Source organism: Azospirillum agricola, assembly GCF_017876095.1.
Classification (GTDB): Bacteria; Pseudomonadota; Alphaproteobacteria; order Azospirillales; family Azospirillaceae; genus Azospirillum; species Azospirillum agricola.
This window is the reverse complement of sequence record NZ_JAGINM010000003.1, coordinates 427,130-440,211: the sequence shown is the minus strand read 5'-3', so window position 1 is coordinate 440,211 and position 13,082 is coordinate 427,130. Positions and strand designations below refer to the sequence as shown.

Genomic DNA, 13,082 nt, shown 5'->3' with positions numbered 1-13,082 from the left:
GTTCAGGCGGCGTCGGTCAGGGCCTGGTAGATTTCCTCCTCCTGGGCAAAATGGAGGCGCAGGATGGCGTCGAGGCTGTAGAGAACGCGCTGGACATCGCGCAGAGCCAAATCGTCGGGAGGGCCGCTCCCCAGATCCGCCACCATTCGGCTGTACACACGGACAAGCTGTCCGATCTCCCGATGTTCGCGGCTCATCGCCGCCATCGGGTCCTCGCCTCCGAGCAGCTTGGCCAGCTGCGGGTACAAGGTGGCGTCGTCCTCCTGCTCATGCCGCAGCAGCCGATCCCGCAGCAGAGCGCCCAACGTGACCAGTTCCTCCGAAGGCGGCGGGGAGATTCCGCCCGCAAGCTGGTCTCCGGCAAAGCGTATCCGATCGAGAAGCGGCACGAGCTTGTCGTGCTCGGCCTTCAGGCGCCGCGCCTCCGTTTCGGACAGCGTGGTCCTTGCACCACGCGGACGGACAGGGCCGAGCGCGCGCAAGGCGTTCAAGATCACGACGACGTCGATGGCCTCCTGAAGCATGGCGCCAGCCAGCGGGGGCAGGAAACCGAACGCCGCGGCGCCCATGGCGGCGAACGACATCCCCATCCCCGCGAGCACGCTCTGAAGCGCGATGCGCCGCGACCGGCGGGCGATCCGCATCGCTTCGGCCAGCCGGTCGAGCCGATCGACGAGAAGAACGACATCGGCCGTTTCCGACGACGCGGCCGCTCCCCGCGCACCCATGGACACGCCGATGTCGGCCGCCGCAAGCGCGGGCGCATCGTTCACGCCATCGCCCACCATCATGGTCGGACCCCGGCTGTGCTCCCGCGCGACCGCCCTCACCTTGTCGGATGGGGTGCATTCGGCGACCACGCCATCCAGACCCAAGGCTGCCGCGATGGCCTCGGCCACGTCGCGGCGGTCGCCGGTCACCATGACCGCGCGCCGTACCCCGGCCTTGCGCAGCAGACGCAGGGACCGCGGGGCTTCCGGGCGGATCTCGTCGGCGAGAAGGATCGCGCCCGCCATCGCACCGCCCAACCCGACGAACACCCCGGCCACCCCCTCGTGCCCCATCCGGCGGAGAAGTCGGGCGGACCAAGGGGGCTGGGACCCATGCCGCGACACATAATCGAAGCTGCCGAGCACGACGCGGTGGCCATTCACCAAGCCCGCAATTCCGAAGCCGGGATGTTCGACCACCTCCGACGGTGAGGCCAGCGGCAAGCCACGGGCGCGCGCCGCGGCGATGATGGCCTCCGCCAGGACGTGCTGTGACGCCTGGTCCAGGGATGCCGCCAGTCTCAGGACGTCGGACGAGGCATAGCCGTCGCCCGTCTCGACGGCTATGACGCGCGCGCGACCGCCGGTCAGGGTGCCGGTCTTATCGAACAGGAGAGTCCGGACGGTGGCCAGAGCCTCCAGCGCGCCGGCTCCCTTGACGAGCACTCCACGTCTCGCGCAGCGCGACATCCCGGACGCGATCGCCACGGGCACAGCCAAAATCAGCGGGCATGGCGTCGCCACGACGATCACGGCCAGCGCCCGATGCGCCTCGCCGGTCAGCAGCCAGACCAGCCCTGCGACAGCGAGCGTCAACGGAACAAACAGAAGGGCGTAGCGATCGGCCAGACGCGCGGCAGGCGCCTTGGAGGCCCGGGCGGCTTCGACAAGACGCACGACTCCCGCATAGGTGCTTTCGTCCGCCGTCGTCACCGCGATCAGATCGAAAGGGTCTCCGGCGTTGGTCGTGCCGCTCCGCACCGTTTCTCCCGCAACATGCCGGATCGGAAGCGGCTCGCCGGTGAGGGCCGACTCATCGAGCACGACCGGTCCGGCAGCCACGGTGCCATCCACCGGAAGCACGTCCCCTGTGCGGATCAGAAGGCGGTCGCCTGGCTTGATCCCGTCGAGCGCCACCGTCTCGATCCGCTCGCCGACATACCGGCGGGCGGTGCGGGGGGCTCGCCCGAGCAGCGCCGTCATTTCCCTCTGGGCGCGGTTGCCGGCATACGCCTCCAGGGCCCGACCACTGGCCAGCATCAGGGCGATGACGACGCTGGCGAGGTGCTCGCCCAGCACCAAGGCGCCCGCCATGGCCAGAACGGCAAGGATGTCGAGCCCCGCTTCCCGTCGGCGCATCGACTGAAGAATATGGATCGTCAGGGCGAGGAGGACCGGGATGGTTCCCGCCGACCATGCCCATATGGCCAGGGCATCTTCCCCCTTCCACCAACCGAGGGCTCCCAAAACAAGTCCGCCCGCCGCCATCGCGAGGAGCGCGAGGCTTCTGGTCAAGGCACCAGCCATGGCACACTCCCTGGCGTCGAACCCGGCAGCGCTCGCATCATGCCGTCCAGCACCCCGCTCAGGCGGAAAAGCGCCGGTCCCTTAGAGCGCCTGACAGAAGCTTGGGTCGTCTCTCGCCTCGTCATCCCCGCGAAGGCGGGGATCCAGAGTTTTCCGAGCGGAACCCATGGGAAAAGCCTGGATCCCCACCGTCGCGGGGATGACGCTTCCATTGGGCACCGATGACGAAAACGGAATTCTGTTCGGCGCTCTTGATGAGAACGCAACGATGGCCCGATCAGCGGCTCTCGGCGGATGCCACTGGGTCGCCATGGTCGATGTCCTCGGTCAGGCTGCGTTCGGGAACGCCTTCCGGGCCGGATCGAGCTTTCGGCCGGTGACCACCCGCCCCGAACCGGCCTCAGCCGCCGCTGGTCGATTCCGGTTCCCCGGACCCGAAGGCCGGACGCTCGTCGGCCTCGTGTTCGCTCAGGAAATGGCACAGCGCGAGTTTGAGCACGGCCGCGTGCCGATGGCGCCCCTTCGCCGTGGCCGCAGCGATGTCGTCCTCGATCATGCGGCGGATCCGGGTGCGACCGGCGCTGTCCCGGACCAGATAACAGCCGAGTTCCGCGGCAACGATCTCCGGAAGACGCTCATGCTCGGCAATGGCGTCCACCTCGTCCTTGGTCAGGCCGCACATGCCGATGCAGTCGTCGATGGTGATGTTCATGCTGGTGTCTCCGAACGAGTGCCCTTCCGGTCCGGCAGCAGTCTGCCGCACACGGCGCAGCCCTGACTTAACCTCGATCAAGGTCCGGCAGGTCCCACCCCCGCCGGCGCGGATATCTGGTCGCAGCGGATGGGAAAGGACGAGACCGCAACCGGCGGCATCCAGGTGATTCGGCCGGGTTCGGCGGATGCCTTCTTAACCTGCGTCAAACCGCGACCGGACGCGGTGGAGGAAGGTGAGCCCAGTCATCGACCCCAGTCATCGACCAAGGATTTTTGAGCCACCAAGGAGGGCGCCATGACCGACCTTGCCCTGCGCAAGCATGTTCTCGACGAACTGTCGTTCGAGCCGAGCATCAACGCCGCCGACGTCGGTGTGAGCGTCACCGATGGCATCGCAACCCTGACGGGCCATGTGGCGACCCATGCCGAAAAGATCGCCGCCGAAAAAGCGGTCCGGAGGGTCAAGGGGATAAGGGGATTGGTCCAGGACATCGAGGTCCGGCATCGCGGCGCCGACATGCTCTGCGATGAACACCTTGCCCAGCGGGCCGTGCAACTGCTCGACTGGGACGTGCTCGTTCCCAGGAATGCCGTCCAGGTCAAGGTCCAGGATGGCTGGATCACCCTGACCGGCGAGGTCGAATGGCAATTCCAGAAGACGGCGGCGGGTGAGTCCCTGCACCGGCTCGATCACGTCAAGGGTGTCGCCAACCAGATCGCCGTCAAGCCGCAGGCGAACGCCGCCGACATCCGGCATCGCATCCAGGAAGCCCTGAAGCGCAGCGCGCAGATCGACGCCGACACCATCACGGTGATGGTGAGGGACGGTCAGGTCACCCTGAACGGCAGGGTCCGCGCATGGCACGAGCGGCAGATCGCCGAACGTGCCGCCTGGTCGGCGCCGGGTGTGAAGGCCGTCGACGACCGGCTTGCGATCAGCGGATATTGATCAGTGGAACGTGGCGAGGTGGCGGCGGAAGCGGGCGAGGCTCCAGACGAAGAAGAGGGCACCGATGCCGGCCGTGGCGGCAAAGCGCGGCCAGACCGTCGCGATGCCCGCGCCACGGAACAGGATGGCCTGGGCGAAGGCGACGTAATGGGTGGAGGGCGACAGCTGCATCGCGGTCTGCAACCATCCGGGCTCGCTTTCCAGCGGGGTGAAGCCGCCGGACAGCATGTTCATGGGCAGCACGATCAGGATGAACAGCAGCCCCAATTGTGGCATCGAGCGCGCCACCGTGCCGAGGAAGATGCCGAGCGCCGTCGCGAAGAACAGGTAGAGCGCCGTCCCCGCCAGGAACAGCGGCACCGACCCGGCGAGCGGAACCCCCAGCACGCCGCGCAGCACACCTTGGAGCGCGACCACGGTCAGCGCCAGGATCACCGTCCCGTTCGCCAGCACCTTGGCGGCCATGATCTCCGCCGGGCGGACCGGCATGACCAGAAGATGCTCCAGCGTGCCGTGCTCGCGCTCGCGGATCAGGGCGGCGCCGGCCAGAAGCACGGCCAGCATCGTCACGTTGCTCACCACCGACATGGTGCCGGTGAACCAGCGGGTGTCGAGCGCCTCGTTGAAGGCGACACGGACCTGGAGGGAGATCGGCGGCGCCGCCGCCGGGGCCTCGCGCCGGACGAAACGGCCGATCTCGTCGTCCAGGATGCCCTGGATGGTGCCGGCGCCGATCCCGGCCTGCATCATGGCCGTGGCGTCGATCAGCAATTGCAAGGCCGGACTGCGGCCGGCCAGAACGTCGGCCTGGAAGTCCGGCGGGATGTCGAGCACGAAGGTGTAGCGCGCCGCCGCCATGGCGGGATCGACCTCCCCGTGGCGGAGAAGGACGGGGGTCTGGAACTCCGGCCCGTGGAAGCTGGACAGCAGCCGCTGCGACAGGGCCGAACGGTCCTCGTCCACGACGGCGATGGCGGCGTTGCGCAGCTCGTGCGAGATGCCGGTCGCCTGGCTGTAGACCGACAGCGTGAAGGAGTAGATCACGAAGCCCAGCATGAAGCCGTCGCGCAGGAGGCTGATCCATTCCTTGCGGGCCAGGGTCAGGCTGTTGCGCAGGAATCGCTCCATGGCTCAGCGCTCCTGCTTGGGAAGGAACAGGACGCCCAGCGCCAGCAGCGCCGGGATGAAGGCGGCGGTCGCGGCGATGAAGGGCAGCAGTTCCGTGAAGCCCAGCCCCTTGGTGAAGGCGCCGACCGACAGCTTGAGGAAATAGGTGGTGGGGAACAGCGTGCCGATGGCGTGGGCCGGCCCCTCCAGCGTCGAAACCGGCTGCATCAGACCGGAAAACTGGGTGGCCGGCATCATCGTGGCGATGGCGGTGCCGAACACCGCCGCGGTCTGCGTCGTCGTGAAGGCCGAGATCAGCAGCCCCAGCGCCGTCGTCGCGCACACATACACCAGACCGCCCAGGAGCAGCCCGGCCAGACTGCCCTTCACCGGAACGCCGAACAGCGCCACCGCCATCGCGATCATCAGCAGCAGGTTGAAGCCGGCCAGCGCAATGTAGGGGAGCTGCTTGCCGAGCAGAAACTCCAGCCGCGTCACCGGGGTGACGTAGAGGTTGGTGATCGAACCCAGCTCCTTCTCGCGCACCACGCCGAGCGCCGCCAGGATCGCCGGGATGAAGACCAGCAGCAGCCCGATGTTGGCCGGAACCATCGCGTCGGCGCTGCGGAAGGCCTGGTTGTAACGGTAGCGCGTCTCCAGCACCGCCGCCCCCGGCGGGAGCGTCACCCCGGCCTCCCGCGCCCGGTCCTCGATAAAGCGCTGGTGCAGGCCGGCGACGTAGCCCTGGACGGTCTCGGCCCGGAAGGGCATGGCGCCGTCGATGCGAACCGAGAGCTCCGGCGCCCGCCCGTCACCGCCGCCGAGGCCGCCGCGCCGCAGGTCCCGGCCGAAGCCATCAGGGATCTCGATGGTCAGCGCCGCCTCGCCGCGTTGCAGCCGCGCCGCCAGCGCGGCGGGATCGGCGGCGGGCGGGGTGGCGACGAAGCTGCGCGAGCCCTCGAACTGCTCGACATAGGCGCGGCTTTCCGGCGAACGATCGTGATCGAGGACGGCGAAGCGCAGATTCTCGACGTCCATGGTGATGCCGAAGCCGAAGACCAGCATCAGCAGAACCGTGCCGAGCAGCGCCACCGTCAGCCGCACCGGGTCGCGCCGCAACTCCAGAGACTCCCGCCACGCGTAGGCCAGCAGGCGGCGGAACGAGACGCCGCCGAGGCCCGGCCCGCCGGAAGGAAGGACGCCCGCCGGCGCGACCTCCACCGCCAGCCTGGCGGGCGGCTCCGCATCGACGGCACCCTCCCCCCTTTCCGCCTGCCGCATGAAGCCGATGAAGGCGTCGTCAAGCGTCTGGGCCCGCTGCTGCCGGCGCAGCGTGTCGGGCGGCCCCGACGCGATGACCCGGCCGGCGTTCATGAAGGCGACGCGGTCGCAGCGCGCCGCCTCGTTCATGAAGTGGGTGGAGACGAAGATCGTCACCCCCTGGTCGCGCGACAGGGCGACCAGATCGCGCCAGAACTGGTCGCGCGCCACCGGATCGACCCCCGAGGTCGGCTCGTCGAGGATCAGCAGCTCCGGCCCGTGCAAAACGGCAACCGCCAGCGACAGCCGCTGCCGGACGCCAAGCGGCAGCCGGTCGGCCACCGCGTCGCCATAGGCCGCCAGCCCGAACCGTTCCGTCAACCGATCGAGACGGGCCTTGTCGGCGTCCAACCCGAACAGCCGGGCGTGCAGGGCGAGATTCTGGTTCACCGTCAGCTCGCCGTAGAGCGAGAAGGATTGCGCCATGTAGCCGACCCGCCGCCGCGCCTCGCGGTCTCCGGCATCGACCGGGGCGCCGAACAGGCGGGCTTCTCCAGCGCTGGCCGGCAGCAGGCCGGTCAGCATCTTCATGGTCGTCGTCTTGCCGCAACCGTTGGATCCGAGGAAGCCGAAAATCTCGCCCCGGCCGATCCGAAAGCTGACGTCCTCCACCGCGGTGAAACCGCCGAAGCGGCGGGTCAGGCCACGCGCCTCGATGGCCGGCCCGGCGCCGTCGGCCTCGGGCGGGCGCGGCGGCACAACCAGCTTGGCATGGCCGCGCCGCGCGGCCTCGGGCAGCAGGGCGACGAAGACGTCCTCCAGCGTCTCGGCGCCGTGCTGCGCCTTCAGCGTGGCCGGCGTGTCGGCGGCGAGCAGCCGCCCGGCGTTCATCATCATCACGCGGTCGAAGCGCTCCGCCTCGTCCATGTAGGAGGTGGCGACCAGCACCGTCATGCCCGGCCGGCCGGCGCGGATGCGGTCGATCAGCTCCCAGAACTGGCGGCGCGACAACGGATCGACGCCGGTGGTCGGCTCGTCGAGGATCAGCAGGTCGGGGTCGTGCAGCAGGGCGCAGCACAGGCCGAGCTTCTGCTTCATGCCGCCCGACAGCTTGCCGGCCGGCCGGTCGGGAAAGGGGGCGAGGCCGGTTGCCTCCAGCAAATCCCGGATGCGGGTGCGGCGGCGGCCGGCGTCCAGCCCGAACAGCCGGCCGAAGAACTGCAAATTCTCCGCGACGCTGAGATCGGCGTAGAGGTTGCGGCCCAGCCCCTGCGGCATGTAGGCGATGCGCGGTTGCAGCCGCCCCCGCCCGCGCCGGTCGCACGCATCGGTGCCGAGAACGCGGATTTCGCCGGCCTGCGGCTTCTTCGCCGTCGCGATCAGCCCGAGCAGCGTCGATTTGCCGACGCCGTCCGGACCGATCACCGCGACGGTCTCCCCTGCCGCAATCTCCAGCCCGACGCCGTCCAGCGCCAGGGTGCCGCCGTAGCGGTGGCTCACCGCCCGCAACTCGACCGCGGCGCTCATGATCCGGCCCTGTCCGCCTCCGGCCGGGTCAGGCGCGATTCCAGCCAGTCCGGCCAGGCGGCGGCGGCGTCGAGCTTCACATAGGCGACGCCGGTGACCCCGGTCTTGACCCGCTCGATGTAGCGGGCGACCAGCGACTCGGGCACGCGGGCCTTGACTCGGAACATCATGCGGTCGCGCTCGGTCCGGGTTTCGACCTGCTTGGGGGTGAACTGGGCGCGCGGCGCGACGAAGGTGATCGAGGCCGGGATCGCCAGATCGGGCCGGGCGTCGAGCAGGAGGCGCGCTTCCGCCCCCAGCGCCAGATTGCCCGCCATGTCGGTGGGAAGGAAGAAGGTCATGTAGACGTTGCCGAGATCGAGCAGCGTCGCCGCCTTGCCGCCGGCTGCCAGCACCTCGCCCGGTTCGGCGAGGCGGTAAAGCATGCGCGCCTTGCGCGGCGCCCTCAACACCCCTTCGCCGACGAGGTCGCGCAGTCGGTCGGCCTCGGCGGCGGCGGCGGCGATGGCCTCCACGGCGCTGGCGGCGTGGCTTCGGGCGGCGGCGAGCGCCGCGTCGGCGGTGCCGACCTGGTTGCGCGCCTGATCGACCCGTTGCTGCGCGACATGGCCCTTGCCGAACAGCACCAGCGCCCGCTCCATCTCCTTGGCGGCGAAGGCGGCCTCGCTGGCGCGCTGGGCGACCAGCGCGTCGGCCTCGTCGCAGGCCTGACGGGACTGGCGCAGAAGCGCCTCGGCCGAGCGGAGCTGGGCTTCGAGGTCGCGGGTGTCCAGGGTGGCGACGACGGCCCCGGCCTCCAGCAGATCACCCTCCTCGACGGGGATGGTCAGGACGCGGGCGGCGAACTTGGTGGCGACGTCGATCTCGTTCGCCTCGATCCGCCCGTTCCCGGAGGCAAAACCGCTTGGCAGCCGGTTGCCCTGCGTCGCCCGATAGCCGTAGAGCCCCGCCACGCCGAGCAGCACCAGCAGCACGGCAGCGACGACAGCGCGTTTCAGGGTCATGGCCGCGTCCCTCCTGGCGTTCCTGCGGACGGGCCGGCGCCAAGCGCCGCCTGGACGCCGGCGAGGATGCGCTCGCGCGCCGCGTCGTCGGGGGCCGTGTCGAGCGCCCGCCTCAGCGACAGCAACGCCTGGGCGTAGCGGTTGTGCCAGTCGCTGCCGGCCAGGGCCGGGGGCGCGAGCCGGGCCGGCGCCGCGCTCCGGATCCGCGGCCGCGCCGCCCTCAGGTCGGCGGTGTCGTCCAGGGCGGGCAGGACGACCGTGTCATCCGCCCAGCCGCGCTCCCGCAGAGCCTGCCGGATCGAGGCGCGCGCCTCCTCCTCGCCATGCACCAGGAAGAGCCCGCGCCCGACGCCCTGGCGCGCCGCGACCCAGGCCAGCAGGGCCGAGCGGTCGGCATGACCGGAATAGACGTCGATCGAGCGGATGCGGGCGCGGACCTGGATTTCCTCGCCATGGATGCGGACACGCGGCGCACCCTGCTGAAGCAGGGAGCCCAGGGTGCCGGGCGCCTGATAGCCGACCAGCAGCACGCTGTCCTGCGGCCGCCACAGCCGGTTCTTCAGATGGTGGCGGACACGGCCGGCGTCGCACATGCCGCTCGCCGCCATGATGATGGCGCCGCCATTGATGGTGTTCAGCCGCTGGCTCTCGGAGACGCTGCGCGCATGGTGGAAATTGGCGCGGGTGAAGGGGTCGCCTTCGGTCTCCAGATCGCCCAGATGGCGGCGGAACACCCCCGTCACCGCATCGGCGAGCGGGGAATCGAGGAACACGTCCACCGGCGACAGTTGCCCAGTGTCGAACAGCCGGTCGAGGTCGTAGAGCAGTTCCTGCGTGCGCTCCACGGCGAAGACCGGGATGACCAGCGTCCCACCGGCGGCCAGCGCGGCCTTCACCTCGTCGCGCAGCAGGGACTGGCGGGCCGTCTCGTCCAGATCGGCGCGGTCGCGGTCGCCGTAGGTCGTCTCCAGCACCAGCCAGTCGGGCCGCTCCGGCCCCTCGGCGTCGGCGTGGAAGCTCTTGCCGCCGGGGCCGAGATCGCCGGAGAACAGGATGGTGGCCGGCTTTTCCCCCGATCCCCCAGCCACCTCGACCTCGATCGAGGCGGAACCCAGGATGTGACCGGCGCGCCAGAAGCGGGCGCGCAGGCCGGGCAGGATCGCGACCCAATGGTCGTAATCGACCCGCCGCAGCCGGCGCAGCGACCGGATGGCGTCGTCCTGCGTGTAGATCGGCTGGACGGCGGCGCGGCCGCGCTGGCGGTTGCGGTGGTTCAGCCGCTCGACCTCGGTCTCCTGGATGTAGCCGCTGTCGGGCAGCATGAACTCCAGGAGGTCCACCGTTCCGGCGGTGGCGTGGATCCGTCCGCGGAATCCCGAACGCGTCAGCTTCGGCAGCAGCCCGGAATGGTCGATGTGGGCGTGTGTCAGCAGGACCGCCTGCATCGCCGTGGGATCGAAGGGAAAGGGGCGGTAGTTCAGCTCCTTGATCGTCTTGGTTCCCTGGAACATCCCGCAATCGACCAGGATGGCGCCTCCGGGGGTGTCGAGACGGAAGCAGGAGCCGGTCACGGTTCCCGCCGCGCCGTGAAAAGTCAGAGCAAACGGCATGCGTCCTCTCCCTCCTCCAATGCCCGGCGTCCAATGCCCGGCGCGTCAGGTCACAAGGACGACCCCGCACCCCTCGGCGGCGTGGGCCTGGGCGAAGGTGAAATCGGCGTTGGTACCGGCGTGGATGCGGTACAACGGCTCCCCCTTGCGCACCGGGTCGCCGACCTTGCGCAGCAGGTCGATACCGGCCCCCTTGTCGTTCGGCGCGCCGGCCAGCCGGGCGATGCGGGCGATCCGGTAGCAGTCGAACGCCCCGACGACTCCGTCGGCGGCGGCCGGCACTTCGGCCACCAGCGATCCGAGGCGGGCCGCGGCGGGCGGTGGGCCCTGCATCGCCATGATGCGCTCCATTGCCGCCAGCGCCGCACCGGAATCGAGCAGCCGGCGCGCCAGCCCCTCCCCCGCACCACCCCGCACCGCCGGATCGAATTCGAGGATGCGGCCGGCGAGATGCAGCGCCCGCGCCCTCAGATCCGGCGGGGCATCGGGAGCGCCGCGCAGCACCGCCATCACGTCGCGCGCCTCCAGCACCGGGCCGATGCCGCGGCCGACCGGCTGGGACCCATCGGTGATCGCCACCTCCAGAACGAGACCGAGCTGGTCGCCGACATGCTCGAACAGCTTGCGCAGCCGCACCGCCTCACCGGCCGACCGGATCTTCGCGGTGGGGCCGACCGGAATGTCGATCAGCAGATGGCTCGCCCCCGCCGCCACCTTCTTCGATAGGATGGAGGCGACCAGCTGTTCGCGGGTGTCGATGGCCAGCGGCCGTTCGACCGAGATCAGGATGTCGTCGGCCGGCGACAGCCGGACATGGCCGCCCCAGACCAGGCAGCCCTTCGCCTCGCGCACCAGATCCTGCATGCGCTCCATCGGCAGGTCGACGTTGGCCAGCACCTCCATGGTGTCGGCGGTGCCGGCGGGCGAGGTGATGGCGCGCGACGAGGTTTTCGGGATCGGCAGCCCATGCGCGGCGACGATCGGCACCACGATCATCGAGGTGCGGTTGCCGGGCACCCCGCCGATGCAATGCTTGTCGGCGATGGGGGTGACGCCCTTCCAGTCCAGCCGTGCCCCAACCGCGATCATGGCGCGGGTCAGGCCGAGCACCTCCGCCGTGGTCATGAAGCTGGCGCAGGCGATCAGGAAGGCGGCGATCTCGATCTTGGCGTAGCGATGGCCGGCGATGTCGCGGATCACCGCCGCGACCTCCGCCTCGCCGAGCGGCCGGCCCTCAACCTTGGCGCGCACGAACTCGAAGCTCTCCGGCGGAGTCGGCGGGACGAGTTGGACCTCCGTGCCCTCGGGCAGGCCGAGATGGCGGAAGGCCGGCCCCGACAGGCCGATCTCGTCGGGGCCGAGGATTGCCGGATCGTCGACGATGTTGAGCACGGCCAACAGCGACCGCGTCTCCCCGCGCACCTCCACCCGTCCGAGCCCGAGGAATTCCTCGGCGTGGTAACGGGTGCAGTTGCGGTTCAGGAAGGCGACGTTCTCCCGCACGGTGTCGATCGCCAGATGCCGGAGCGTCAGCATGGCCGGCTTCCGCCCCGGCGTCGCCGCACGGCCGGCCGGAGCAAAGGCCGGTCCTCCGGCCGATCCAGGACAGTCTCGCCACCCATGGGACCTCCCGTCGTCCCTGTGCACCGACCCTTCCAGCATGGGCCCTTCCCCCGCGGCGGCATTGACCTGGGTCAAGATATAGGAATGGAAACTGTGGAGCTCGGCTGCTCCCCTGGCTGGATGCACAATGGGCCGCCGGACAACACAACGCAGCGGACCTCCGGCAACAGTTGAAGAAGAGAACGGGTGTCGGAACAGCCTGCGTGCCGTCGGTGAATGGGCGCCCCGCCGACGGCGCTCCCACCAGGCGCCGACCGGAACGCTTGGCCGCACACCGACAGAGCGGACGATCGCGCGCTTGCTCACCATCGGCCGGAATGCTCTGACCAAAACGGAGACGGCGATGGTCGCAGCCGTCGAGGGTGGCGTGCCGCGGCACGGTCAAGGCACGCGAGGCCGTTGCGCTGTTCCAGTCGATGATCTGGAAGAAGCACGCCGCCACCACAGAAAGAACGCTTTTATTTTGTTGTATTATTTAATTTATCTGCGGCCAATTGCCCATTGAAGCCGAAGCCGCGATACCGGGCCGCAATGGAAGGCCGGGCTGAAGAGCATGCACCGGCTGGAAAACAGAGGCATCCATGAAAAACATTGGCCAACCCAAAGCCGGCTCTTGACCTCGCGTCATTTTCCTATTTTTCTATAGGCAATAAGATAATTAAACGACACCCATCTGTTGAAATATGCGCAGGCCGTTGGAAGGCGACCGGCCGACAGCCGGAAGATGCGACCGCCGCCCGCTTCCCACCATCTGATCAGGAGCTTTGCCATGAAGGGTCTGGATGATTTCGAGCGGATGGCGATGGCGTCGCTCTGCCCGTCGGGTGCGTTGGTCCTGCCACTGTTGCCGCCTCCGGACAGCTTGGCGGAATCGCCGATCGATACCACCGAAGCTGGCGGCCTGCTGCCTCTCGGCCTCGGCATCGTTTCGGTGATCCTCCTGGCGTCGCTGGCGGCCTTGGCCTGATCGATCGCGCGCTCTCATTCTTGA

10 protein-coding genes are annotated in these 13,082 nt (G+C 69.3%); 3 read left to right on the top strand and 7 right to left on the bottom strand.

Annotation, left to right across the window (positions count from 1 at the left end):
• Positions 1–2 precede the first annotated feature (2 nt).
• Positions 3–2,297 (bottom strand): heavy metal translocating P-type ATPase, encoded by a 2,295-nt coding sequence (locus J2847_RS06265; RefSeq protein ID WP_209777983.1) that lies wholly within the window; start codon positions 2,295–2,297, stop codon positions 3–5.
• Positions 2,298–2,697: 400 nt separating this feature from the next.
• Positions 2,698–3,009, bottom strand: coding sequence for a hypothetical protein (locus J2847_RS06260; RefSeq protein WP_209777982.1), 312 nt, complete (start codon positions 3,007–3,009; stop codon positions 2,698–2,700).
• 297 nt (positions 3,010–3,306) lie between these two features.
• On the opposite strand from J2847_RS06260, the gene J2847_RS06255 reads away from it, so the two are divergent.
• Positions 3,307–3,960 carry a BON domain-containing protein gene (locus J2847_RS06255; protein WP_209777980.1) on the top strand — a complete coding sequence of 218 codons (654 nt, stop codon included), beginning with the start codon at positions 3,307–3,309 and terminating at the stop codon, positions 3,958–3,960.
• Here J2847_RS06255 and J2847_RS06250 read toward each other — a convergent pair whose 3' ends face one another.
• Genes J2847_RS06250 through J2847_RS06230 form a run of 5 tightly spaced genes read right to left on the bottom strand, consistent with a single transcriptional unit; the run spans position 3,961 to position 12,004 of the window.
• Positions 3,961–5,088, bottom strand: a complete 1,128-nt coding sequence (locus J2847_RS06250; protein WP_209777978.1) for an ABC transporter permease — start codon at positions 5,086–5,088, stop codon at positions 3,961–3,963.
• Positions 5,089–5,091: 3 nt separating this feature from the next.
• Complete coding sequence (rbbA, locus tag J2847_RS06245) at positions 5,092–7,854, bottom strand: ribosome-associated ATPase/putative transporter RbbA (RefSeq protein ID WP_209777976.1); 2,763 nt, start codon at positions 7,852–7,854, stop codon at positions 5,092–5,094.
• Complete coding sequence (locus J2847_RS06240; RefSeq protein WP_209777975.1) at positions 7,851–8,858, bottom strand: HlyD family secretion protein; 1,008 nt, start codon at positions 8,856–8,858, stop codon at positions 7,851–7,853. Before J2847_RS06240 ends, rbbA begins: the two co-directional genes overlap by 4 nt.
• Positions 8,855–10,468, bottom strand: a complete 1,614-nt coding sequence (locus J2847_RS06235) for an MBL fold metallo-hydrolase RNA specificity domain-containing protein (protein WP_209777973.1) — start codon at positions 10,466–10,468, stop codon at positions 8,855–8,857. Before J2847_RS06235 ends, J2847_RS06240 begins: the two co-directional genes overlap by 4 nt.
• Positions 10,469–10,513: 45 nt before the next feature.
• Positions 10,514–12,004 (bottom strand): thymidine phosphorylase family protein, encoded by a 1,491-nt coding sequence (locus J2847_RS06230; RefSeq protein WP_209777971.1) that lies wholly within the window; start codon positions 12,002–12,004, stop codon positions 10,514–10,516.
• Between the two features lie 385 nt (positions 12,005–12,389).
• Between J2847_RS06230 and J2847_RS06225 the strand changes: the two genes are divergently transcribed.
• Together J2847_RS06225 and J2847_RS06220 are read left to right on the top strand one after the other, a co-directional pair.
• Positions 12,390–12,596: a hypothetical protein gene (locus tag J2847_RS06225; RefSeq protein WP_209777969.1), complete on the top strand. Its 207-nt coding sequence runs from the start codon at positions 12,390–12,392 to the stop codon at positions 12,594–12,596.
• Between the two features lie 264 nt (positions 12,597–12,860).
• Positions 12,861–13,058: a hypothetical protein gene (locus tag J2847_RS06220; RefSeq protein ID WP_209777968.1), complete on the top strand. Its 198-nt coding sequence runs from the start codon at positions 12,861–12,863 to the stop codon at positions 13,056–13,058.
• Positions 13,059–13,082: the final 24 nt, after the last annotated feature.

Bases quoted from the DNA above. Each gene is read 5' to 3' on its own strand.
- J2847_RS06265 (WP_209777983.1), bottom strand. From the start codon at position 2,297: ATGGCTGGTGCCTTGACCAGAAGCCTCGCGCTCCTCGCGATGGCGGCG.
- J2847_RS06260 (WP_209777982.1), bottom strand. From the start codon at position 3,009: ATGAACATCACCATCGACGACTGCATCGGCATGTGCGGCCTGACCAAG.
- J2847_RS06255 (WP_209777980.1), top strand. From the start codon at position 3,307: ATGACCGACCTTGCCCTGCGCAAGCATGTTCTCGACGAACTGTCGTTC.
- J2847_RS06250 (WP_209777978.1), bottom strand. From the start codon at position 5,088: ATGGAGCGATTCCTGCGCAACAGCCTGACCCTGGCCCGCAAGGAATGG.
- rbbA (WP_209777976.1), bottom strand. From the start codon at position 7,854: ATGAGCGCCGCGGTCGAGTTGCGGGCGGTGAGCCACCGCTACGGCGGC.
- J2847_RS06240 (WP_209777975.1), bottom strand. From the start codon at position 8,858: ATGACCCTGAAACGCGCTGTCGTCGCTGCCGTGCTGCTGGTGCTGCTC.
- J2847_RS06235 (WP_209777973.1), bottom strand. From the start codon at position 10,468: ATGCCGTTTGCTCTGACTTTTCACGGCGCGGCGGGAACCGTGACCGGC.
- J2847_RS06230 (WP_209777971.1), bottom strand. From the start codon at position 12,004: ATGCTGACGCTCCGGCATCTGGCGATCGACACCGTGCGGGAGAACGTC.
- J2847_RS06220 (WP_209777968.1), top strand. From the start codon at position 12,861: ATGAAGGGTCTGGATGATTTCGAGCGGATGGCGATGGCGTCGCTCTGC.